Source organism: Shewanella sp. UCD-KL12 (assembly GCF_001957125.1).
Taxonomy (GTDB): domain Bacteria; phylum Pseudomonadota; class Gammaproteobacteria; order Enterobacterales; family Shewanellaceae; genus Shewanella.
This window is the reverse complement of the sequence record NZ_MPHJ01000022.1, coordinates 1-22,631: the sequence shown is the minus strand read 5'-3', so window position 1 is coordinate 22,631 and position 22,631 is coordinate 1. Positions and strand designations below refer to the sequence as shown.

The 22,631-nt window shown below is 44.1% G+C and carries 18 protein-coding genes and 1 pseudogene; 11 read left to right on the top strand and 8 right to left on the bottom strand.

The features are described 5' to 3' along the window. Positions 1–194 precede the first annotated feature (194 nt). The 7 genes from BM736_RS22985 (at position 195) to BM736_RS22955 (ending at position 8,601) form a co-directional block, all read left to right on the top strand. On the top strand, positions 195–2,036 hold the full coding sequence (locus BM736_RS22985; protein ID WP_083700494.1) for an LVIVD repeat-containing protein: 1,842 nt from the start codon (positions 195–197) through the stop codon (positions 2,034–2,036). 467 nt (positions 2,037–2,503) lie between these two features. Continuing rightward, a complete protein-coding gene (gene kynU / locus BM736_RS22980) occupies positions 2,504–3,742 on the top strand; it encodes a kynureninase (protein WP_218638781.1) in 1,239 nt (412 codons plus the stop codon). 232 nt (positions 3,743–3,974) lie between these two features. Then, positions 3,975–5,351, top strand: a complete 1,377-nt coding sequence (locus BM736_RS22975; protein ID WP_076416614.1) for a sodium-dependent transporter — start codon at positions 3,975–3,977, stop codon at positions 5,349–5,351. A 212-nt stretch (positions 5,352–5,563) separates the two neighbouring features. Beyond that, complete coding sequence (locus tag BM736_RS22970; RefSeq protein ID WP_076416613.1) at positions 5,564–5,740, top strand: carbon storage regulator; 177 nt, start codon at positions 5,564–5,566, stop codon at positions 5,738–5,740. A 442-nt stretch (positions 5,741–6,182) separates the two neighbouring features. After that, a complete protein-coding gene (locus BM736_RS22965) occupies positions 6,183–7,127 on the top strand; it encodes a LysR family transcriptional regulator (protein ID WP_076416612.1) in 945 nt (314 codons plus the stop codon). 258 nt (positions 7,128–7,385) lie between these two features. After that, positions 7,386–7,985 (top strand): glycine zipper domain-containing protein, encoded by a 600-nt coding sequence (locus BM736_RS22960; RefSeq protein ID WP_076416611.1) that lies wholly within the window; start codon positions 7,386–7,388, stop codon positions 7,983–7,985. Positions 7,986–8,145: 160 nt separating this feature from the next. Then, positions 8,146–8,601: a YaiI/YqxD family protein gene (locus BM736_RS22955; protein WP_076416610.1), complete on the top strand. Its 456-nt coding sequence runs from the start codon at positions 8,146–8,148 to the stop codon at positions 8,599–8,601. 45 nt (positions 8,602–8,646) lie between these two features. Here the strand turns inward: BM736_RS22955 and BM736_RS22950 are convergent, their stop codons facing one another. The 4 genes from BM736_RS22950 to BM736_RS22935 all read right to left on the bottom strand — a co-directional run bounded on the left by BM736_RS22950 (position 8,647) and on the right by BM736_RS22935 (position 14,894). Next, positions 8,647–9,405 carry a sugar-binding protein gene (locus tag BM736_RS22950; RefSeq protein ID WP_076416651.1) on the bottom strand — a complete coding sequence of 253 codons (759 nt, stop codon included), beginning with the start codon at positions 9,403–9,405 and terminating at the stop codon, positions 8,647–8,649. Between the two features lie 71 nt (positions 9,406–9,476). Then, on the bottom strand, positions 9,477–11,885 hold the full coding sequence (locus BM736_RS22945) for a GH36-type glycosyl hydrolase domain-containing protein (RefSeq protein WP_076416609.1): 2,409 nt from the start codon (positions 11,883–11,885) through the stop codon (positions 9,477–9,479). A gap of 14 nt (positions 11,886–11,899) precedes the next feature. Continuing rightward, a complete protein-coding gene (locus tag BM736_RS22940) occupies positions 11,900–13,297 on the bottom strand; it encodes an MFS transporter (protein ID WP_076416608.1) in 1,398 nt (465 codons plus the stop codon). Between the two features lie 343 nt (positions 13,298–13,640). Next, positions 13,641–14,894 carry a dicarboxylate/amino acid:cation symporter gene (locus BM736_RS22935; protein WP_076416607.1) on the bottom strand — a complete coding sequence of 418 codons (1,254 nt, stop codon included), beginning with the start codon at positions 14,892–14,894 and terminating at the stop codon, positions 13,641–13,643. A 344-nt stretch (positions 14,895–15,238) separates the two neighbouring features. Between BM736_RS22935 and BM736_RS22930 the strand changes: the two genes are divergently transcribed. After that, a complete protein-coding gene (locus tag BM736_RS22930; protein ID WP_076416606.1) occupies positions 15,239–16,528 on the top strand; it encodes a dicarboxylate/amino acid:cation symporter in 1,290 nt (429 codons plus the stop codon). A 262-nt stretch (positions 16,529–16,790) separates the two neighbouring features. Here the strand turns inward: BM736_RS22930 and BM736_RS22925 are convergent, their stop codons facing one another. Next, positions 16,791–17,885, bottom strand: a complete 1,095-nt coding sequence (locus BM736_RS22925; protein ID WP_076416605.1) for a GGDEF domain-containing protein — start codon at positions 17,883–17,885, stop codon at positions 16,791–16,793. 270 nt (positions 17,886–18,155) lie between these two features. On the opposite strand from BM736_RS22925, the gene BM736_RS22920 reads away from it, so the two are divergent. Both BM736_RS22920 and BM736_RS22915 read left to right on the top strand, forming a co-directional pair. Beyond that, positions 18,156–18,587 (top strand): DUF3291 domain-containing protein, encoded by a 432-nt coding sequence (locus BM736_RS22920; RefSeq protein ID WP_076416650.1) that lies wholly within the window; start codon positions 18,156–18,158, stop codon positions 18,585–18,587. A 58-nt stretch (positions 18,588–18,645) separates the two neighbouring features. Further along, positions 18,646–19,068, top strand: a complete 423-nt coding sequence (locus tag BM736_RS22915) for a hypothetical protein (protein ID WP_256717995.1) — start codon at positions 18,646–18,648, stop codon at positions 19,066–19,068. A gap of 122 nt (positions 19,069–19,190) precedes the next feature. Here the strand turns inward: BM736_RS22915 and dapD are convergent, their stop codons facing one another. Then, entirely contained in the window at positions 19,191–20,222 is a 1,032-nt protein-coding gene (dapD, locus tag BM736_RS22910) for a 2,3,4,5-tetrahydropyridine-2,6-dicarboxylate N-succinyltransferase (protein WP_076416604.1), read from the bottom strand. Between the two features lie 267 nt (positions 20,223–20,489). Between dapD and gltS the strand changes: the two genes are divergently transcribed. After that, positions 20,490–21,719 (top strand): sodium/glutamate symporter, encoded by a 1,230-nt coding sequence (gltS, locus tag BM736_RS22905; RefSeq protein WP_076416603.1) that lies wholly within the window; start codon positions 20,490–20,492, stop codon positions 21,717–21,719. Here gltS and BM736_RS22900 read toward each other — a convergent pair. Together BM736_RS22900 and BM736_RS22895 are read right to left on the bottom strand one after the other, a co-directional pair. Beyond that, positions 21,709–21,909, bottom strand: a complete 201-nt coding sequence (locus BM736_RS22900) for a hypothetical protein (RefSeq protein WP_076416602.1) — start codon at positions 21,907–21,909, stop codon at positions 21,709–21,711. The two genes, gltS and BM736_RS22900, sit on opposite strands and share 11 nt — an antisense overlap. A 521-nt stretch (positions 21,910–22,430) precedes the next feature. Continuing rightward, a pseudogene (locus tag BM736_RS22895) lies at positions 22,431–22,631 on the bottom strand (alpha-amylase family glycosyl hydrolase); the annotation flags it as partial.

Below are 22,631 nucleotides of genomic sequence, written 5' to 3'. Positions count from 1 at the left end.
TCTGATGCGTCCATAATCAGTAATCAGCAACTTGAAAAATCTACTGTTGCTTGGTTATGGATATATCTAAAAAGCTATAACCGTGGCAGGTAATATTATTATCTTATTATGTAATGCTTTCTTAGAATCGAACTGATATTGTTATCGGCACTTATCTGTAGTGTTGTTCGTAACCAACTGATTCGAGAGGAAGTATGGCTTATTCTACCGAAGTGATTTGTAGAACCAAAGGCGCTAAAAAAACAATTAAAAACCTGCCTGTTTCTACCTTATGTAAGGTTTCAACTCTGTCCGCTGCATGTTTTGCAGTGATACTTTCTTTCAGCTCGCAAGCAGCGAGTGGTCAAGCCGAAAATGTAACTGATAAGTGGGTTAAGCATGTCAGTGAGCTGGTCGGTAATAAAAAGCCTGTTGATCCTGTTAAAGGGAGCTATGGGATGGATGCTAAAACCGGGGTTTTTACTCATCCTATAGCGACGGCTCATACTTATGAAAGTAAACCGTTTGATGGTCTGCTTGATTATTGGGATAAAGAGCAATACAGCAAGAACATGAAAGTAGAGGCTTATTATCCAATTACAGTTGAGCCTTTTCACACTTGGCAAAATATGGTGGATTTTGACGGACGTCGATACCTATATCAGTACGTGCGCCGAGAGCTTAAAATTTTCGATATTACTAATCCGAAAAAGTTAGAGTTACTGTTTACCCGCGGAAAGAATTGGGGGCCTAATGGTCCCGAGGGTGTTGAACATAATCCCTACCCAGAAGATGATATGTTTGGTGCCGCTTCCATTCAGTTTAATGAAAAGCTGGGTAAGTATGTGATGGTGCAAGCGTTCGAGATAAGACGTTTTGGTTTACTTCATGACAAGATGGCTGAACCCGAAAAAGTGGAAGCGATTCGAAAAGCCAATCATCTTAAAGGCTTTAAAGTCTATGAGATGAATGGTCCACTACCAAAAGATTGGACACTGCTCGCTGAGCGTACCACCGATATAAACCATCCCGATGCAAAAATTGGTGAGCAACAAGGCTCTGGCGTACGTGATATTCCTGCGTATTTTGGTGGCGATACCATGTTTGTTGCAGCAGCGCCTGATGCCAGCTATGCACTGACAGAGTATGGCAACGATCTCTATTCTGCGGGTTATCAATCATGGGATATGTCAGATCCAGCTAATCCTAAGTTTCTTAATCAGCTGACTGTACCAGGCCAAATCGCGTTCGATAAAGAGCATGAAGCGGTTTATAAGGCTAACCCAAGGGCGGGCAACCGCACCTCTTGGATGGGCGCTCGTATGTCACTATTTATCCCGACTCCTGTGGAGAAAGGCGGTAAGTACGGCTATGCAGCTATGGGGGGGCTAGGATTTTATGTTGTTGATATATCTGACCCTGCCAATATGACAGTGGTTAGTCATATGAATTTTGCCCCAAGTGTTGCAGGTACCGAGGGCGACTTTATCGATGTATCTCAAGTTGAAAAGACCGGGATCGTGTATTTCAGTGGTTACCCACTCAATGAAGACTGTTTCGAGCCATATAAAGATGTGCATATGATTGATGTCAGTGATCCTGAAAAACCTTTTGCTGTAGGGGTATTACCAAGGCCAACACCACCTGCAGATGCTAAGTTTACTGACTTTTGTCAGCGCCGTGGCAGTTTTGGCCCAAAGCGTACTGGCTACTATACACAACCTGGTACACCTAAAGCTGGGATCTTACCTTTTAACTTCTACAATGCTGGGTTACAGGTGTTTGATGTAACCGACACTAAAGACCCTAAGATCACGGCTTACTTTGTACCACCATTTAATGAAGAGCGCGTACCGGACTTTGCCCGTGGTAACTTATCTCATGGTGTCTATGTTGAGTATGATCGTAATCTATTCTGGTTGTTCACTAATCACGGGATCTATGTGTTATCCAGTCCGGTATTAGGTGAGCCAAGCTTTAATGCGCCAACGACCCCTTGGCCACTACAACCTAAGCAGGCATTAGCTGCCGATAAGAGTGTCGCTGAAAAGCGGTGATCGACTCTCATCGCTACTAATGCCTATCAATCGCTAACAGGTATTATGGGTCAATCCCTAGGGCAAGCATTTCTGTTGCGCTAGGGAGCATATGAAGTCTTCATCTTACGGCTTTAAATTGTGTAACTTTCATTTTCACTCTTCCTCCCAGTTGCGTTGAACAACCTGCTATTACTTTTTGATAGCAGGTTTTTTTCAATAAATCGTAAGCCTCACAAACCTTCGAACATACACACCTTAAAGCCTGATACTGGCAACAAACTTTGACATTTTTCATCTGGTTTTAGGTATGTTAAAAATGTTATACCTGTTGACCTTAATATTATTTTTAAGTTAAATCAGTTGTGATTAGTATCTATTCAAAGCGCAAAATAAAATATTGAAAATAAATACAATAAAACCAAATTAATAAAGTGCTGGTGGACTGACAGTCAGTTAACTACCGGCCTTCTAGGATGGAGAGAGCTGTGACATACCTCACCCGTGAAGATTGCGAACGTTTAGATAGAGAAGACCCTTTAGCTCATTTTCGTGATGAGTTCACCTTGCCTGAAGGCGTGGTGTATATGACTGGTAACTCGTTAGGTGCGATGCCGACTAAAGCCTTAGCCCGTGCTCAAGATGTCGTCAGTCGCCAATGGGGCGTGGACTTAATCAAGAGCTGGAATATCAATGACTGGTTTACGTTAACCACGCATATAGGCGATCAAATCGCGACAACAATTGGCGCCGATGCGGGTGAAGTTGTTATGACTGACTCGACTGGCATTAACCTCTATAAGGTGCTTTCTGCTGCACTGACGTTACGCCCTGAACGAAAAAAAATAGTGATGGAGGGCAGTAACTTCCCTACAGATAACTATATGGTTCAAGGGTTAATAGAGCAGCTTGATAGTGACTATGAAATCGTTTTCGCTGAAGGCGACGATATTGTAAAGGCCATCGACAGTCGTGTTGCTGTGGTGTGTCTGACTCAGGTTCACTATAAGAGTGGACGCTTGCTAGATATGAAGGCTATTACGGCATTGACCCATGAGGTCGGCGCAATTTCAGTCTGGGATCTGTGTCATAGCGCTGGTGCCCTACCTGTTGAACTTAATGCCTGTAATGCTGACTTTGCCATAGGTTGTACCTACAAATATTACAATGGCGGCCCAGGTAGCCCTGCATTTATCTTTGTGGCTAAACGTCACCAAGGTAAGGCTCTACAACCTCTTACTGGTTGGTGGGGACATAAGGCGCCATTTGCATTTGAACGTGACTATACCCCGGCGGATGACATAGTGCAGATGCTAAGCGGTACTCAGCCGATTTTAACTATGTCTGTATCAGAAATTGGTATCGAGATCAGTGCCCGCGCAGACATGCAGCAGATCCGTAACAAGTCTTTGGCCATGGGCGACATGATGATCCGCCTAATTGAAGAGCAATGTGGCGAGTATGGTTTTGAAGTGATTAGCCCAAAAGGTGAACTTAGAGGTAGCCAAGTTGCCATGAGCCATAAAGAGGGGTACCCGATTATGCAGGCGCTGATTGCTGCTGGGATCATGGGAGACTTCAGAGCACCTGATACGCTGCGATTTGGTATTACGCCGCTCTACCTACGTTATGTCGACCTTTGGGATGCCATTGCTGAAATTAAGCAGATTATGGATACAGGACGTTGGCAAGAAGCGCAGTATAACCAACGACATGCAGTGACCTAAATCGCTTTAAATAGGTATTGGTTAATGGGTTAACTGATACCTTTTTAATGCAATAGGTTAGCGTGAGCAGTTCGTGCGACATCGCACATCAGCTTAATTAACGTATTTAACCCTCAGGTTTACCGTTTCAGCATTACCTACGCAGAGACTCTGATAAAAGAGCTAGCCTCTCTTGCTCACACCTTGACTCGTGATAAGCAGGCAGGCAAATAACAATAAAGCGAGGCAGGACATGCAGCAATCAACACAACATGAACAGTGGTCATCTAAATTAGGCTTCCTCTTTGCCGCAGTGGGCTCCGCAGTGGGTTTAGCCAATATCTGGCGCTTTCCCTATGCGGCGGGTGAAAATGGTGGCGGCGCTTTCGTACTTATCTACATTCTGGCTGTATTAGTCATCGTACTTCCCATATTAATGGCAGAGTTATTGGTCGGCCGTCGCGGTCAGATGAGCCCACCTAACGCGATTTCTGCTGTGGCGAAAGAAGCTGGGAAATCATTAAACTGGCGCTGGATGGGCTTATTTGGGGTTGCGGCCGCAATTCTCATCTTCTCTTTTTATACCGTTGTAGGGGGATGGACGATTGCCTACGTGTTTAAGTCAGGGAGTGGTGAGATTGCCAATGCCGATTATGCAGCGATGCAGGCCACTTTCGATGGACTAAATGCCAGTGCTGGCGAGCTATTTCTCTGGGCCAGCGCTTTTCTGCTTATCACGGTATTCGTGTCTGCACGTGGGATAAAAGCGGGTATCGAAAAAGCGGTGAAGGTGTTGATGCCCGCACTATTTATTATGCTGGTGGGTTTAGTTATTTTTGCGGCTATTCAAGGCGACTTTAACCGGGCGGCTCAGTTCCTGTTTGTTCCAGATTTCTCCAAAATAGATTCAGATGTTGTGCTCGATGCCATAGGCCAAGCATTTTTCTCGATAGGAGTCGGGATCACAAACTTGATGGCATACGGCGCTTATTTAGATCGTAAGACCAATATTCCCCGTGCATCACTGACGATAATCACCGCAGATACACTTGTGGCGCTGCTAGCTGGTATGGCGATATTCCCGATTGTGTTCGCCTATGGCATGGACCCAAGCGGTGGGCCAGGGCTCGTGTTTATGACGCTACCTTTTGCTTTTAACCAGATGCCGGGCGGTGGTGTTATCGGCCCAATGTTTTTCTTACTACTGTTTTTTGCAGCGTTAACATCGGCTATCTCTATGATGGAATGTGCAGTTGCTTGGCTCAGAGAGAAAACATCATGGTCTCGGCGTAAAGCGGCTGTCGCTTGTGGCTGCCTGAGCTGGGCTTTAGGCCTACTCTCAATCTTCTCATTCAATATTTTATCTGGTGTTCATCCTCTGGGCTTTATCGATAAGTTTGCTGGTAAAACCTTCTTTGATGTTTTTGATTTTTTCATCACCACCTTAATGATGCCACTGTGCAGTATCTTCGTCGGTATATTCGTAGGCTGGATATTACCTAAAACCATCACATTTGATGAGCTTAATGGAGATGAGATGCCTATCGCTTATCAGGTGTGGTATTTCTTAATCCGCTATGTTGCCCCTGTTGGGCTAGGCTTAGTCTTTCTTTCAATGGTCACGGCATAGTCTGAAGGATTAGCCTTGATCTAGGTGGTTACTGGGTAAAAATTTCCTTTTACCCCTACTCTTCGCTGTGAGAGTGGGGGCTTTTTTATCTTTAGCGGCCGATAATATTTAATAGCTACATGTCTTTGTCATGTACCTGCTTTATGCTATTTCTTGCTAATTTCTGACTTCATTGCTACACCTATGAAGAGCTTTTTATACAGGGAGGTCATATGCTCGTACTTACCAGAAAGGCCAATTCATCAATCATCATTACTAATATTTTTGATGAAAAGGGCCAGCAATTAAAAGATATCGAGATTAATGTATTCTCAGATAATAGAATAGGCATTGAAGCTGATAGCTCAGTTGATATCTACCGCAGTGAAATTTTAGAGTTAGGCGATTAGTGAGTGAGCTGATGTTTACTAAGCTCACTTTCAGTGTTTATTGAAACACCTTCTAAATAAGCGCTTTGTGAACAAGTATTGAGTGACTCAATATTTAGCGGCTAATCTTTTCTCAACTCAATAGCTTTCGCTTAAGCTCTTCATATCCCCGCAGCTGTGAACATGCTAGTTTGCGGTTTATTGCCTTGCAACAGCCTTATCCATTTATGAAAAGCACTGTTACCTTCCTACTTCCTATTCTTTTCTAAGTCCGATTCTCTCTTAATAAGTGTGCTCTCCCAATGCCCATAAACCTGAGCTGACTTAGCCGATGATGAGCTCATAAGCTAATTGTTTATTTAACTGAAGAGTTTCAAAATATAGAACAACACAGATTTATGTGTCAGTTTTTTGGAACATGAAGTACCTTAGAGAGATGGTATATGTGATTTAAGGGTGAAGTTTGAAGACAGAAGATATCAAATTATTTCAGCAGGTGGTCGAGAGTGGCAGCTTAGTTAAAACCTCTGACACCTTAGATCTAGCTAAGTCTAATATTAGTCGCCGTATTAAGGCGCTAGAGTCTGAAATTGGTGCCAAGCTCTTTACTCGTGAACCTAAATCGATGCGCTTAACTGAACAGGGGCAGGTCTTTTATCAAAAGTCGAAGTCCATGTTGGCTGAGCTTGAGCAAACATTGACTGAACTTGCCGAACCTACAAAAGAGGTATCTGGTGAGCTAAGAGTTCAGATGGTAGCCAATGCTCATTCACTGTTGTTGGCTAACACTGTGTATCAATTTATGGGTAAGTATCCCCAAGTCAAAGCTGAACTTATCACCACTAATGAGGAGTTGAACCTCTCTCAACAACATATCGATATCGGCTTTAGCTTTGGTGAAGAGCTAGAAGATAGCAGCTTGATAGCTAGGCGAATCAAAACGGCAAAACTCAAACTCTACGCTGCTCCCTCATTCTTTGATGGCGCCGAATTTGGTGGCGTCGGTGTTCCGAAGGATTTCTCACAGCTCGACGGCCTTAAGTATATTCAAACACGTCTGCCCAGCGGTAAAGTGTTTAAACACAGTTTAGCGCCTGGTTTTGACCCGAAGAAGCTGGATACCGTACTGGTTACCAATGACGTACAAGTCTTGATTGATGCCTGTGTTTCAGGCTTAGGGATTGCTGCATTACCTGTACATTTAGGGGCGTTACTCGTGAGCCATAACAAGCTTATTCCTCTGTGTGAAGAGAGGGTCGTCTATCAACTTCACAGCTGGATAATGTATCGCAGTAACCAATTTATGCCATTAGTCGTACGGCGCTTTATCGATTTTGCGGTTACTGAGCTTGAACAATCTGATATGCCAAGCGCAACCCTTCCTGCAACGACGCGGTTTTTAATCTAGACATTCATTGCTGTGAACTTTGTTATGAGTTCCTATTAATGGAACTCTTTGTTTCTTTTGTTGCTGTTTTTGTTTTACTTCGTTTTGTCTAATATCTCTCCTATCCGATGAGCACAATAAACGGCTCATCATCTTTTTCTGAGCCTAGCAGCGTGTCACTGGAGTATTAACACTCAAGTGGTTATCAGACTACTGCGCTTAGCATTCAGGTTCATTTTGTTGTTGTCCTGAGCTTTCATCTTTTAAAAGGATACCCTTATGAAATCATCTTTATCACAGGTTTTACGTACCTCATCACTGACGCTTTCTGCGTTAGCTATTTCAGGTTTAGCACTTTGCTTCTCAACGGCTGTTAATGCTGAGCAGTATATCTTTCCAGAAGATGGACAGAGCAAGGAGCAGCAAAGTATAGACAAGCAAAGTTGTCATGCTTGGGCTGTTGAGGAGACGGGCTTTGATCCTGAAAATCCACAAGTGGCAGAATCTATTAGCTATGCAGCACCGACAAGCACTACTCAAAGCGTAGAGCAAGGTTCTGACAGTGGCTCAGGAATGCGCGGCGCGATGGCTGGCGCTGCTGCTGGCGCCGTTATCGCTGAAATTGGTGATGAAGACCGTAGCGATGCAGCCGCAACGGGCGCTGCTGTAGGCGCTATAGCTGGCCGCCGCCAGAGTAGGCGTTCAAATGCTCAGGCTGCTGAGCAACAGGCACAGGCTGAGCAAAATGCCGCTCAGCAACAGGCTCAAGCGCAAGCTGCTGAAAATCAGTCAGTACAGCTGGCTAATACTCAGGGGACTGAGAACTACCTTAAGGCAAGTTCAGCTTGTCTTGAAGCTAAGGGCTACAGTGTAAAGTAAGCGCAGGGCTTTAGTGTTTTGAGAGGCGCTTTGTGCTAAGGTGCCGCCCATTAAAGCTAAAGCCTTATTAATCGATAAAGGCTGCCGAGCATGGCGGTTTCTTCTATCTGTGCGCTACGCCTTTTGCTTATGATAAAGAGATAGAGGAAAAGGAGATAACATGAAAATTTGGGTCGATGCCGATGCGTGTCCCGGCGTAATTAAAGAAACCCTATTTAGGGCAGCAGATAGAGCTAAAGTGGAGGTCACGCTTGTGGCTAATCACTCGATGCGTGTGCCTCCATCTCGCTTTATAAAGATGGTCACTGTGCCTTCAGGCTTTGATGTGGCTGATGATGAGATAGTTAAGCGCCTTGATGCTGGCGATCTGGTGATCACGGCCGATATTCCCTTAGCATCAGAAGTTATCGATAAAGGTGGTATAGCACTCAACCCACGTGGTGAGTTGTATACCGAGCAAAATATCAAGTCGATACTCAATATGCGCGACTTTATGGATACTATGCGAGCCAGTGGCGTACAGACAGGTGGCCCTGCTGCGCTCGGCCAGAGTGAGCGTCAGGCGTTTGCCAATCAGTTAGATAGATTTATCACTAAGCACCATAAACCGAGTTAAATTATACGGGCACTTTTTGTCGCCAATAGGCTCATATTTTGCTCGCTATTTAACTAAGTGAAGCTCACCAAACACATCTGCTGTGATATAGCCTAAATTCTTGCTGCCATTAACAGGCTTGATGGCGTGAGAGCCCATAAAGTGCTCCCGTGATTCGCTGCCATCGTTATCGCAATAGGCCAGCATAAATCCCATCTTTTTGCCTTGAAAAAGCTTTACCGGCTTGCTCGGCTTATTTACCCTAGGCTCCATACTAAACGTATCATCATAGACGTGGACTGCGAGCTCCCAGATGACTTTATGAGGTACGTGTTCATCGCGCTTCCATACGCTGTTGATATGCTGATTTAACAAGACAAAGTTGGTATGAACTGATCCAGCCTCTGATGATAGGGGAGGGGCTATATCGACAACCTGATTGTCGAGTGCCACGTGATAGGCAAAAGCATTAAAGTTAAATTGGTGATCTCCCCCAGAGATATCTTCGTCGATAAATAACTCTAAACAGTCATCATCCCAATATCGGTACAGCGGATCGGCATAGCGGTCTATTAATATGTCGTCGGTGATCTCAGCAAGTAGATAAAGTTTGTCTTGATCCCAGAGAACTTTAAATCGTCCACTAAAATCATCCACACTAGGCCGTTCTCCATCGATGTGATGATCGAGCTGATGCCATGCAGCCTTAGACCAAGCGGTATCATCGGCCTTTCCATCAATTTGTGGTGCTTGTTTGGTCCAAGGTGCCTCATATGCATGGCTTTGCGAGCTTAATAAGCTGCTAAGCACTAATACCAAGGGCATTAATACCAAGTACACTAATACCAAGTTCCATGATACCAAGTTCCATGATACTTGCTGATAACTGCTCATATTCATGTGGCCTTACTCTGGGTCATGGTTAAGTTTGTAGGCACATCGACAGTAACTGTATATTGCTCACCCGCTTTAAAATTATCGATGCGATTGCCACTTATCAGTTTACCATTGACCGTGATAAGGGGTGTTGTTGGTGAGCCAGCGGTTAATGGAACTTGTTTGATAGAGATATGAAATATGGCGCCGCGAAATTTGCGCTCCAGGCTGATAGATGGCCACTGTTTTGGTAGGTGCGGATTGATAATTAGCCCATTGAGATCGCCTTTAATTCCTATGATCTCTTCAACAAAACAGCGGTAATACCAAGCTAAAGTACCAGTGTTAAATAGCTGACTACTTCTTCCTGCCGTTTTTGGGTATTGATGGTAAGCTCCGCGATAGTAGTTAGGAATAAAGTTAGGCAACTGTCCTCGATAAATCGCATCTTGGAAGTTGGGGAGCATCTGGACAAGTAGTTCAAATGCCTGTTGATGTTTACCCAGCTTGCAGAGGCTCCATGCATAAAAAACGCTAGCATGGTTATACACTGAGCCATTTTCGGCAGTTCCAGGAAACTTCTGAGTCAGTCGGCCGATATCTGTTTGCATCTGAGTATAGGAAGGAGCCAGCATCATAGGGCCAAAAGGGGTCATCAGTTGTTCATCTATCGCCCTGCATAAGCTCGCCTGCTGCACCTCATCAGCCGCGCCGCTCATCATGGCCCAACTTTGAGGGTTTAAGTAGATGCGTCCTTCACTCTCTGCTTGTACACCAAATAAACGGTTGTCGTCGGTGATCCCCCGGGCGAACCAATGACCATCCCAACAGTGTTGATTTACCGCTTGGTTTATCTCTGCAGCTTGTGTCAGGTAATCATCAACTATTTGATGGTGGCCAAGCTGGTGGGCGAGTTCTGCCCATTGGTTAAGTGCATAGGCGGTGGCTAGCGATAACCAGCTTGATACCCCTTTGCCCTTATAACCCACCATATTCATGGGATCGCACCAATCACCCTGATTGATATAGCTCAAGCCTCGGCTATCTCTATGCTCTACAAGCCAGTTTAATGCCTTACTGACATGCAGAAAAACGGACTCTGACTGCGGCGCATCAGCATAGGGGAGCTTCTCCTTTAACAGTGACAAATCTCCGGTTTCATTGAGGTAGGCCAAAATACAGATAGGGAGCCATACACAGTGATCGGTATGAGGGATTTGGTTGATATATTTAAGCTCAGCATCGGCGCTCAATAAAATACCATCGGGCATAGCACCACTGACTTGCTGCTGTGATAGCGCTTTAAGAAAGGCTGAGCGGCTGCGTTCAGGGGCGATATAACTCATCCCCATATTATCTTGCAGATAGTTTCGGGTTTGCGGATCTGTACTTAACCGATTTACATCGCCATGGTAATACATCTGCCTTGGTAGCCAGAGGTTAAATACTTGGTTAAAAAGCGGCTCCGGCGTTTCTATATGCATACAGGCTTTGTAGTTGGCGATATAGGCTTTATAAGCCACTTGTTGCTGCTCGAAACCGCCTTGTGTATCTAAGTAAGTCTGTTTGATCTTAGCTATCTCGGTTTTATCTTTGGCGGGTCCAAAGACAAATTTGAAGCGTTCAGTTTGTTGCTTATCCAGCGTTAAGCGATATTGATAAACCGCGATAGGCGCTTCGTATAGGCTAGCTTCTTGTGACAGGTATTGTGCGGCTATATTGTCCGGGTTATGTAGACCGCCTTCTCCTTCAAAGCTCGCCTGGTGTGATGTCCAGGCACAAGGGACTCGGTCAGCGAGTAGAAAAGTGAGGTCTTTAAACCCTTTTTGGCGAGGGTAGTCACTGACCTTCTGATAGGGGGTTACGCTGCTTGCGACTATCGCATTGAGATCGGTATCGAAATCAGCGCCTTGGTTCATCCAAGACATATTGCCAATAGTGAAGTAGGGATAGAAGCTGATATTTCTTGGTTTGGCTGCTTCATTTTTAAGAGTTACCAGCCACATCTCCACAATATCGGTTGCAGATAAATTAAGTGTTATCTCAATCTCTATATCATCAAAATTGATCAACCACTTTATCTTGTCTGCCTGTACGGTGAATTGGTACTGGTTAGCGTCCTGGCGCACAGGCTCAAAAGGGGCTGAAAATAGTTTTTTAGAATCTTCATCTTTGATGTAAAAAAAGCGCGCCGGATGATGAGCGTAGAAACTGTGTTCAGGCTGCATAAACGTTTTGGCTTCAAGGGCTGGGCCATGAGCGTACTTTGCTGGCTCTGGCTGCATAAATTGTGCAGTCGCATAACCTCTGCAGTTCATCTGTAACATCATTGATGGATTCCAAAGAAAGCCGCTTGCTTTAGGCATGCTCTTTGGATCATGAAGGTACAATGCGTGATCAACACATGAGAAAGGCGCTTGGTTATTCATAGGGTATTCCGACATTAACTTGTTTTCGCTTTAGCTGAACGTGCAGATAACACATCTTGTAGTTCATTAAGCTTGCTGTCATTGAGTGGATATAGGCGAATGATAAACAGCGATAAGAGGGCAAACAGGGCGGGTATGGCTGTCATCAGCAAGACGATACTCTGCTCAGAGCTAGCGCTTTGAGTTTGGTTCGCCACATAGCCCATTGAAGAGAGTAGGTAGCCTATCATGGCACCCGCTAGCGCTCCTCCCAGCTTTTGTGCAAATGATGCGGCAGAAAAAATCATTGCTGTAGCCCGTCTGCCATTTTTCCATTCTGAAAAGTCTGCGGTATCAGCATACATAGAGAATACCAACGGAGACTTAGGGCCGAGACATAGGCCTATGGCTATCTGTAGGGCAAAAATCAGCGGGATGTTATCGCTAGGCACAAAGTAAAATAACGCCGAGAAGATAGTCACTAAAGACATCAAAACAAATAGTAGGTTACGTTTATCCATATAACGGGTCAGCAGAGGGGTTAAAGCCGCTCCGGTTGCCAGAGACAACATATATACCATGGCAAAACTGCCAATTAAGTCTTTACGACCGACATAATACTTAAAGTAGAAAGTCCCGGTACTGCCCCTTAGTGAGATGGTCATCATAATGATCAGTGCTAGGGAAAATAGAATTATCCAAGGGCGATTATTAAATAGATCCTTAATATCTTGCTTGATAGGCGTGCTTTGGTTGGCCGCTGGAGAGATACGCTCTTTCGTAGTGAAAAAAGAGAGACTAAATAGCAGCGCTGCAACAATGCCATATAGGCCCATTGTCAGCTGCCAGCCTAACTCAACATTATCACCCCCGAGCCAGCTTACAAGCTCAGGGGTGAGGTAGGCGACTAAGGTACCACCCGAGAATGCGCCAATAAAACGAAAGCTGGTCAATGTTGTACGGCTTTGTGTATCACCGGTTATCACACCGAGTAGGGCGCCATAAGGGACATTAATGAAGGTGTAAGCCAACATCATGAAGATATAGGTGGCATAAGCCCAGATAAGTTTGCCTGAGTCATTTAGGTCCGGCACTGTGAAGGTGAGCACGCCCGCTGCAGCAATAGGTAAAATGCCCCAAATTAAATAGGGGCGGAATTTGCCAAATCGAGTTTGAGTTCTGTCAGCGAGTGCGCCCATTAAAGGATCGGAAAAGGCATCGATGAGACGTGTGACTAGCATCATGGTCCCGACGGCAGCAGGCGATAGCCCAAATACATCTGTGTAGAAGATGAAAAGAAAAACATCGAATACTCGCCAGTAAAAATTAGACGCCACATCCCCCATGGCATATCCACACTTCTCTTTAAGTGATAGATGCTCATTGGTCTTTGAAGAGGAACTTGTACCCACAGTGTTAGTTTGAATTGTCATAGTCCGGCTCTTAATGGCGATAATTTCAGCTTTTAGCAAGCTACATATAGGGTGGCTAAACAGATTTAATGTGAGGTTACCAATAAATGTAACCGCTTACATTTATTTAACATAGCATGAGGTTTTAAGTTTGAATAGCTTGTTTTTTACTCTGTAGCTTGTTGGTGTTGTTTAATGACGCGTGGAGGCTTGCTCTATACAAGTGCTTTTAAAATAGCTAAGTGTTGAGATAAAAAGGGGAAAGTAATCTTTAGCGCTGTAATCGAAGAGGGGGATATAGGTAATGAAAAAAGGCACCCTAAGGTGCCTTTTTATTATCAATGATTAAGAATTAGCTGTTTAATTAAGATTTTACAGGTGCATTGACGTTAGCTTCTTCTACTTTTTCGCTGTGATCGACCATAGTCACAACTGCTGAGTCTCCTACAACATTGGTACTGGTACAGAACATATCAATGATACGGTCTAGTGCTGCAACCAAAGCAATCGCTTCTACAGGTAGACCCATCTGGTGGATCAATACGCCAATCATGACGATACCACCACCAGGTACACCGCCAGCGCCGATTGATAATAGGAACACACTAAATGCCAGTACCGGAACTTGCTCCATAGTGATTGGGGCACCGAAGGCATTACCGACGAAGAAGGCGGCCACAGTGATGTAAATTGCAGCACCACTCATGTTCATCGTAGCGCCCATAGGGACACCGAAACCTGCGACGCTGCGCTTAACGCCAAGTTTTTCAGTCAAGGTACGCATAGTTACTGGAATCGTGGCATTTGAGCTAGCCGTTGATAGTGAGAACAGGAACTGCTCACGGGTTTTACGGCGAAACTCAGAAGCTGAGATATTGGTTGTCATACCAATCACCATCGGGTAAACCACTAGGGCCCAGAAAGCCAGTAGACCCACGATAACCGCCATGTAACTAAATACACTTAGGAAAGCTTCAGGTTCAAAAGTCGCACCGAGTTTGACCATAAGGGCGAACACACCAATAGGTGCCACGCTCATCACCACTGTGATCATCTTGAGCATGATCTTGTTACCCAGCTGGAAGAAGGTCACAACAGGCTTAACTTCATCACCTAGCGCTTTAACGATGCCACCTGTGAGTAGCGCCATAAAGATGATCTGGAGCATGTTCCCCGTAGCGAAGGCATGGACAGGGTTGCTCGGGATGATGTTGACTATCATGTCGATAAAGCCTGGAAGCTCAGTTGAAGTCAGGCTGGCATTTTGATCGCCCACTAGCTGCATACCCGCGCCAGGTGCTATCCACATGGCCAAACCGATTGAGACTATGATAGCCACTATGGTGTTAGCTAGATATAGCGCAAAGGTTTTGCTGCCTAAACGACCAAATGACTTAAGATCTCGTAGCTCAACAATGCCTGTGACAATACTGAAGAAAACGAGTGGAACAACCAGCATCATGATCAGCTGCACGAACATGCTGCCTGCGCCAGAAGCGATATCGACTAAGGTTGTGTTGGCAAAACTGCTGCCAGCAAAACCATATTGAATAATGGTTCCTAACAATAAGCCGGCAAATAAGCCGACAAATATGCGGGATGATAGAGATTTGAACATAAGTCTGCACCTTCAATTTTAATAATATTTACCCCTTCCCTAGAGCTGTACTTCCGTCATTAGTGCTAAAAATACTCTGTTATATACAAGCTGCTAACAAGTCCTACCATGGCAATTAGCGTTAACTTTAACCTAATCCCCTTAAAGCCATAACTTAGGCTGGGGGTGGCATTAACCTTAGGTGGGGAGCTGGTACACATAACGTCTGTTTGAGATGCTTTTTATTAACAAGTTCGTCGTGGTTAAGGATAAATGCACTAAATATTTAGCAGATTTAGCGAAATGCTCTGTGCTTGGCTAGTATTTGTAGGGAGTTAATAGTCATTTGGCTAGAGGTGTAACTGATGAAGCTTCATTGGCAGATAATGATAGCGATTGTTATCGCTGTCTTGGTTGGCTTATTGACCTCTCCTGAAGGCTACTTTTATCAAGTTTTTAGTTTTGTTGGCACCCTGTTTCTTAATGCCCTTAAAATGGTCATTGTTCCTTTGATCATGGCATCAATCATCTCCAGTATGGCTAGCCTTAATCAGGGGGACAATCTAGGGCGTTTAGGGCTAAAAACTTTAGGTTATTACGTGACAACCAGTTTAATCGCTATCTTAATTGGTCTCACCATAGTCAACATCACAACGCCAGGTATGGTCGACGGCGCCCCTGCAGGTGAGCTACTTAACCTTCATGCAGATACAGCAGAGCTTGAATCAAGTCTGACTAAGGTTGAGGGCAGAGGCGGTAAAGATTTAGTCGATATTTTTATTCGCATGATCCCAACTAATATCATTTCGGCAGCAGCAGAAGGCCAGATGCTTGGTCTTATCTTCTTCAGTTTATTGTTTGGCTTTTTCATGGGGCGGGTTGAGGGACGTAGGGGAGAAGTACTAAGGGATTTCTGGCGCGGAGTGTCTAAGACTATGGTGCTAATAACGCAATTTATTCTTAAGTTCGCGCCTATTGGCATATTCGCACTCATTGCTAAGACGGTGAGTGCCACAGGCTTCGATGCGTTTGCGCCCATGTTGGTTTTTCTGTTAACGGTAATGGCTGCGCTCGCTGTACATGCCTTTGTCGCGCTTCCTATTTTACTTAAGTTTGTTGCAGGTGTGAGCCCGTTAAAGCAATTAACTGTTATGTCACCTGCCATCTTGATGGCTTTCTCTACCGCATCTTCATCGGCCACGCTGCCTTTGACTATGGAGTGTGTAAAAAAACGCGCCGGAGTATCACGAAAAACCGCCAGTTTTGTGTTGCCTCTTGGCGCGACGGTCAATATGGATGGTACGGCGCTTTATGAGTGTGTTGCCGCTATGTTTATCGCGCAGGCTTATGGCATAGAGCTAGGCTTAGTGACTCAGTTCACCATCGTCTTAGTGGCTCTATTAACCTCAATTGGTGTTGCCGGCATCCCTGCAGCCAGCTTAGTGGCCATTACTGTCATATTGAGTGCAATAGGATTACCACTGGAGGCGATAGGCCTGCTTTTAGTCACAGATAGAGTGTTGGATATGCTTAGAACCGCAGTTAATGTCTACAGTGATGCATGCGGTACGGTGATTATTGCACGCTCAGAAGGAGAGGCTTGGGTGCTTTCTTCTGAGCAAGATCATGATATCACTAAGCCTGGGGATGATTAGCAGGTTTGAGTGAGGATGAATCTAGTTTTACACTGCCAGTTATAGTCTCCTTACCACCTGCTTAGAGGGCGGGGAGCTACACCCTTCTGAGCAAGATCATGATATCACTAAGCCTGGGGATGATTAGCAGGTTTGAGTGAGGATGAAGCTAGTTTTACACTGCCAGTTATAGTCTCCTTACCACCTGCTTAGAGGGCGGGGAGCTACACCCTTCTGAGCAAGATCATGATATCACTGAGCCTGGGGATGATTAGCTGGCTAACTAGGCGATACGAATATCTCTGGCTTTGGCTTGATACAGCGACTCATCGGCTTGTTTAATCAGTTCGTGATAGTGAGTCATCTGGGGCGTTTGAACAGCAACGCCAACGCTGATACTGCTTAGCCAATAATGCCCACCGAGTGCAATTTTTATATTGGCTATCTCGAAATGGAGTTTCGCTGCTAACTGCTTAATATCAGCAAGCCCTGTGTTAGGGCTGATCACAATAAACTCATCTCCCCCAAGGCGGCAGATTAAGTCATCGGTTCGTAAATGATGAGTTAAATGGCGGGCTAATTCACAGAGAACCGTATCGCCAGCATCGTGGCCAAATGTATCATTGACCGACTTAAAGTCATCAGCATCAATTAAGATACAGGCTAAACTATGCTGATTAGTCTGTGACTGGCTCCAGAGCTGGACTAGCTTCTCCATGGCATAACGACGGTTATACAGCCCAGTTAATGGGTCGGTATTTGATAGCTTTTCTAAGTGAGAATTGGCATCAAGAAGCGCTTGAGTTCGTGCTAAGACCTTCTCTTCAAGGGATTGGTTTAGCTTTTTAAGTTGCTCATTTTGAGTACATACCTGTTCAAATAGACCATTTAAGGCGGTGAGAAGCGGTGTGGTCGCATTGCTGCTTTGTAGCTGCTCTTGATTGTAAGCTTGCTCAGGCGTTAAACCTGAGTCTATCGCTGCTATCTGCATAGCCATATTCTGGTCGGCGCCCAGAATATGAAATGCTAACCATTGGGTCAGAAATTTGAGTAAACCTTTTAATGTCTCTCTATTTTGTATGGATATGCAGGCGCGGTATTCTAAAATTTCATTCAGAAAGTACTGATGGTCTTTTATCTGCTCTGCGACGTGTCGCGCATCAACCCCTTTTTGTCTCATCAAGGCTTCTTCATCAGAAAAGTGATGTTGGGTATAATCCCAAAGCTCACTCAGCACCGCTTCAATATCTTCTAATACCAGTTGATCTCTGGCTATCTGACAACCGAATCGATTGATCAAACTGACGAGCTTGTGGTGCTGTTCATCAACATCATTTAGCCCTGTAATATAATGGCTATCCCACTGAAAAGAATCCATATCTTTAACCGAAACTTGTAAATTATTATCCGCGAAGGATTGTAGGGGCTGAATACCTTTATGTCTTTGTGCTAGCGCACGTTTTACTTTATTGAGCTGATATTGTAAGGCGTTTTTCTTTTGTTTAAATGATTCATATTGTTCGCAAAAGCTGGTTATTAATTATTACATTTGAGTTGGTTTCGTATATTTAAGCACCAGTTAAATTAAGGTAGAGTCAGTAAACTTACATTTGCTCGATATGGATAGGGACGTTAGATGCCAGAGAAAATGCAGCTTGCTCAGATAAATATTGCCCGTACTAAGGCGGCAATGGATGAACCTTTAATGAAAGAGTTTGTCGATAACTTAGTGCCCATTAATGCCATTGCTGAAGCCAGCCAAGGTTTTGTATGGCGACTACAGGACGAAAGTGGCGATGCGACCAGTATTCAAGCCTTCGACGATCCATCGCTGATTGTGAACCTGTCAGTCTGGGAGTCCGTTGAGTCACTTAAATCCTTTTTATTTAAGACTCACCATATCGATTTTTTGAAGCGTAAAAGTGAGTGGTTTGAAAAGTTAGAAGAGGCCAACTATGTGCTTTGGTGGGTACCAGAAGGTCACCAGCCCAGTGTGGCAGAAGCAAAAGAGAGGTTGCTCTACTTCAGGGAGCATGGTGAGTCCGATTTTGCGTTCAGTTTTAAGCGTAGAGCTGATTAATGAAAGCAGTAAGGTTTTCATTGTGAAGCTAATAAATCTATTTTTGTAGGAGGTTGGTTTGAGACGTAACTTGATAGCAAGCATAGCAGTGCTCTCTACCTTGATCAGTTTTAGCTGTTTATCAGCCAATGGTAAAGGTAAAAGTGAGGTATTTAGTGTTGACCGTATCGTGTCCGATGATGTCTCGCTCAACTTTACTAACGATAGCGATATTCAACCGAATATCAGTGATTTTAGCGTAGTTAACTATGTACTGATGAGTAATGAGAAAGGGGAGCGAAGGGCGGTTGTGACTCTTGAAAACCAGTCATCGGGCAGCCGAATTTTTCAACATGATCAGCTTATGGCGTTGTTGGGGGACGGTAAACGTATCTCACCAAGACACTATAAACAAAAATTTAAAGCTGGAGAAAGTATCTCTATGACACTTTCATTTGGTAAGCATATCGCTCCTATTTTACAAATTTACACCAGAAATTAGGTTAATTTTTTATATTCAAAGCCTTATGCCGCTACAAAAAAGGCAGAGATAGCGCTAAATACGTCTACTTCTGCCTTAATATAATTCAGTACAACTTATTCAAATTAAGCGACTGTGCAAAATTAGTTATTTGAATGTAGTTCCGAATTAAGCTCAACTGCCGTCTTGTTGGTTAAGCATTCAATCGTACCTGTGATTGAATTACGACGGAATAACAGATCATTTTGACCCGCTAAGTCTCTTGCTTTCACAACTTCAAAAGGTTTGTTTTGAGCATCTAACATCTGTACTTTAGAACCCGCTGTAATATACAAGCCAGATTCAAGAGTACAACGATCACCTAATGGGATACCAAGACCGGCATTTGCGCCCAATAAGCAGTTTTCACCCATGGAGATGACTAGCTGTCCACCGCCGCTGAGTGTGCCCATAATGGATGCCCCACCGCCGATATCAGTCCCTTCTCCGATGACAACACCGGCAGAGATACGACCTTCAACCATGCTCACGCCGGTTGTGCCAGCGTTAAAGTTAACAAAACCTTCATGCATGATTGTTGTGCCTTTACCTATATGCGCGCCTAAACGAACTCGCGCCGTGTGTGCAATACGCACACCTTCAGGGACAACGTAATCTGTCATCTTAGGGAATTTATCAACACAATTAACAGTAAGTACTTCACCAGCTAATCGGGCTTCAATTTGGCGGTCTGCTAATTCAGGTAAGTCGATAGGACCCTGATTTGTCCAAGCAATATTGTGTAATAAGCCAAAAATGCCATCTAACACAGTACCGTGTGGTTTGATCAAGCGATGAGAAATCAGTTGCAGCTTTAAGAAGCCTTCAGCGACAGTCTCAGGTTTTGAGTCTTGGTCAAGGATAACTAAAACAAGTGGTTGAATACTGTGTGCTGCAGATGATGAAAACTTGGCGTTGGCTGCATCATCATGCTGAGTGAAAATGGCTGCCAGTTGGGTCGCTTGTTCTGATGAAATTTCAAAAACTTCATTACCACCTTGATAGTCCAATATCGCGCTGATATCCGTTATCAGTGATTCAGCTGGATTTAGTAGTGGATTAGGGAAAAATGCTTCAATGATTTTTCCTTGGTTGTTTTTTGTAGCACTACCAAAAGCAAGTGAAAATGTTGCCATGTTGTTTTTTTCTCCATGATAAAAGATATAATTGATTTTATAACAAATTGTCCGGCAATAGGGTGTTGATTGCTCGGTTAATATGCCATTTAAAGTTTTAGCCCCATTCACTTATGACTTTTTTTGCGTTATTTAATACCATATTTTCAGACTGAGGTCTGTTTTAGTTGCTTCTAAGTCAGCCTTAATGAAAAGAAAGCACCTACTAATGTGTTTGTTGTTAACTTTATGTAAACTGTACGTTCATTTTTTGGAGGAAGCGATTAGATGGAACCTCAGGTAGTCGAAATTAAAGACTTTGTCTCATTCACTTTAGCGATTATTGCGCTGTTTATCGGCAAAGCTATCATCTCTCGTTATGAGTTATTGCGTAAATACAGCATACCGGAACCTGTAGTGGGTGGTTTTGCTTGCGCAGCTATCGTGGGGATCCTCTATTACGCTTTTGGTTTGCAGATAGAGTTTAATTTAGAGGTAAGAGATATCTTACTGCTCTATTTCTTTGCCGGTATTGGCTTAAAAGCCGATATTGCAACCTTACTTAAAGGTGGCAAGCCTCTGCTTATCTTATTGGTGCTTTCGAGTGTCTTTATCTTCCTGCAAAACTTTATGGGCGTCAGTGTTGCTACACTATTTGGCTTAGACCCTAAAGCTGGCTTGATGAGCGGCTCAATCTCTCTTATTGGTGGCGTGGGAACCGCTATGGCCTGGACGCCTACATTCGTTGAGGATTTAGGAATAGCCAATGCCAGTGAGCTAGGCATAGCATCAAATACCTTAGGTTTAATTGCAGCTTGTGTGATCGGTGGCCCAATCGCGGCATATTTGATGAAACGCCATCAGGTAAAACCTAACCTTGATGACAATTTAGATATTGGTGCCAGTCATAACAATAATACTAAGCATATTCAGGTCGATTACTTCGGTGTTTTACGTGCTTGGTTATGGTTGAACGTTACCCTGATTATTGGTTACTTTATTGATTTAGGGCTGCAAGGTGCAGGGCTTAAACTGCCCATGTTTGTCGCCTGTCTGTTAGCGGGTATCATCATAGGTAATATTGGCCGCGCTTATTTAAGTCGAGATAAAGAGAAAGATAGAACCTATGTTGAGGATGCCTCTAAAGGCTTGTCACTTATTCAAGACATCTGCTTAGGTATGTTCTTAACTATGGCCTTGATGAGTCTCAAAATCTGGGAGCTTGAAGGCAGTCTTGCGTATATCTCGGTGGTGATGGCACTACAAGTTACTTTGTCGATTGTCTTTACCGTGTTTATTGTCTTTAGGATGATGGGTAAAGATTATGAAGCCGCAGTGATCTGTTCAGGTTTTGGTGGTGTGACACTCGGCTCGACGGCGACAGCAATTGTGAATATGACCGCAGTATCTCAGCAATACGGTGCGGCCCACAAAGCCTTCATTATCGTGCCTTTGGTATGTGGATTCTTTATCGATATCGTCAATGCGATGATCATTAACTTGTTTGTTAATTTCTAACCTTGTCAGCGGCTTGAAACTTACCAGCTACTTGGAGCTTGCCTGCTAGCAAGTAACAAGTAGCTTTTTGGGGGTATCTGGCAGGTTTGATACTTGTCAGTTTACTGAGTACCAAAGCTTCATTGGTGTTTATTGCCTGCAGCAGGCCCACATGTAGATACTTCTGTGGAACGCTAGCTCTTGATTTCATAAGAGTCCATCCCTGGGCGCTCTGCGGTTTCAAACAACCTTCATGTTGAAGTGCCAGTTCGATATCCCTATCTCCCGTTCGAAGAGTATCACTAAGTGATACCTCACCATGAAACCGAAGTCCACAGCTGCATCTACATCAGGTTATTACTCTCTTCGATTGCAGTTTACTGCTCGTAACTAACTTCTGGACAAAAGCCGCTTTGGGTAGCTCATACAGCCAAAAGCAAACAATCTAACTTTAATAAAATGCAGCTCATCTGCTATGTCCCTTTGCAAGTCGCCGTAAAATCATCCCTGATGGCTCTACTAAATCATCCTGATTTAGAAGCTTGCACGTCCCATAGCAGATGCTCTGCCAGCAAGTTCAATGTAGCGTGAGATTTACAGTTCATAACTGATTTATGGACAGAAGCTTGCTAGATCATCGAGTCAACTCAAACTGACATTGATTAGAAAAAGTATCTTGGTTTATTCGAAGCCACTAATTATCTCAAACCATTGTAGATAGTTTATATACGACTAAGGCGAGGGGTGAAGTGCATCGCTACTGGCCTTACCTTTGCACCATTGACCACAATGATGCTGTTTTTTAAAATCACACATAGCATCCCAACGACCACTAATACCACTGTATTGGCGGCGAAACTCTTTTGCTGAGGTTACCCAAGCATTGGATGAGATTCCAAGTTCATCAAGTAATTTTGGGCGGCTAGAGTCGAT

Coding starts and splice junctions, on each gene's coding strand:
- gltS (WP_076416603.1), top strand. CDS start 20,490: ATGGAACCTCAGGTAGTCGAAATTAAAGACTTTGTCTCATTCACTTTA.
- BM736_RS22985 (WP_083700494.1), top strand. CDS start 195: ATGGCTTATTCTACCGAAGTGATTTGTAGAACCAAAGGCGCTAAAAAA.
- BM736_RS22930 (WP_076416606.1), top strand. CDS start 15,239: ATGAAGCTTCATTGGCAGATAATGATAGCGATTGTTATCGCTGTCTTG.
- BM736_RS22955 (WP_076416610.1), top strand. CDS start 8,146: ATGAAAATTTGGGTCGATGCCGATGCGTGTCCCGGCGTAATTAAAGAA.
- BM736_RS22960 (WP_076416611.1), top strand. CDS start 7,386: ATGAAATCATCTTTATCACAGGTTTTACGTACCTCATCACTGACGCTT.
- BM736_RS22970 (WP_076416613.1), top strand. CDS start 5,564: ATGCTCGTACTTACCAGAAAGGCCAATTCATCAATCATCATTACTAAT.
- dapD (WP_076416604.1), bottom strand. CDS start 20,222: ATGGCAACATTTTCACTTGCTTTTGGTAGTGCTACAAAAAACAACCAA.
- BM736_RS22975 (WP_076416614.1), top strand. CDS start 3,975: ATGCAGCAATCAACACAACATGAACAGTGGTCATCTAAATTAGGCTTC.
- BM736_RS22900 (WP_076416602.1), bottom strand. CDS start 21,909: ATGAAATCAAGAGCTAGCGTTCCACAGAAGTATCTACATGTGGGCCTG.
- BM736_RS22935 (WP_076416607.1), bottom strand. CDS start 14,894: ATGTTCAAATCTCTATCATCCCGCATATTTGTCGGCTTATTTGCCGGC.
- BM736_RS22950 (WP_076416651.1), bottom strand. CDS start 9,405: ATGCCCTTGGTATTAGTGCTTAGCAGCTTATTAAGCTCGCAAAGCCAT.
- BM736_RS22940 (WP_076416608.1), bottom strand. CDS start 13,297: ATGACAATTCAAACTAACACTGTGGGTACAAGTTCCTCTTCAAAGACC.
- BM736_RS22920 (WP_076416650.1), top strand. CDS start 18,156: ATGCAGCTTGCTCAGATAAATATTGCCCGTACTAAGGCGGCAATGGAT.
- BM736_RS22945 (WP_076416609.1), bottom strand. CDS start 11,885: ATGAATAACCAAGCGCCTTTCTCATGTGTTGATCACGCATTGTACCTT.
- BM736_RS22925 (WP_076416605.1), bottom strand. CDS start 17,885: ATGGATTCTTTTCAGTGGGATAGCCATTATATTACAGGGCTAAATGAT.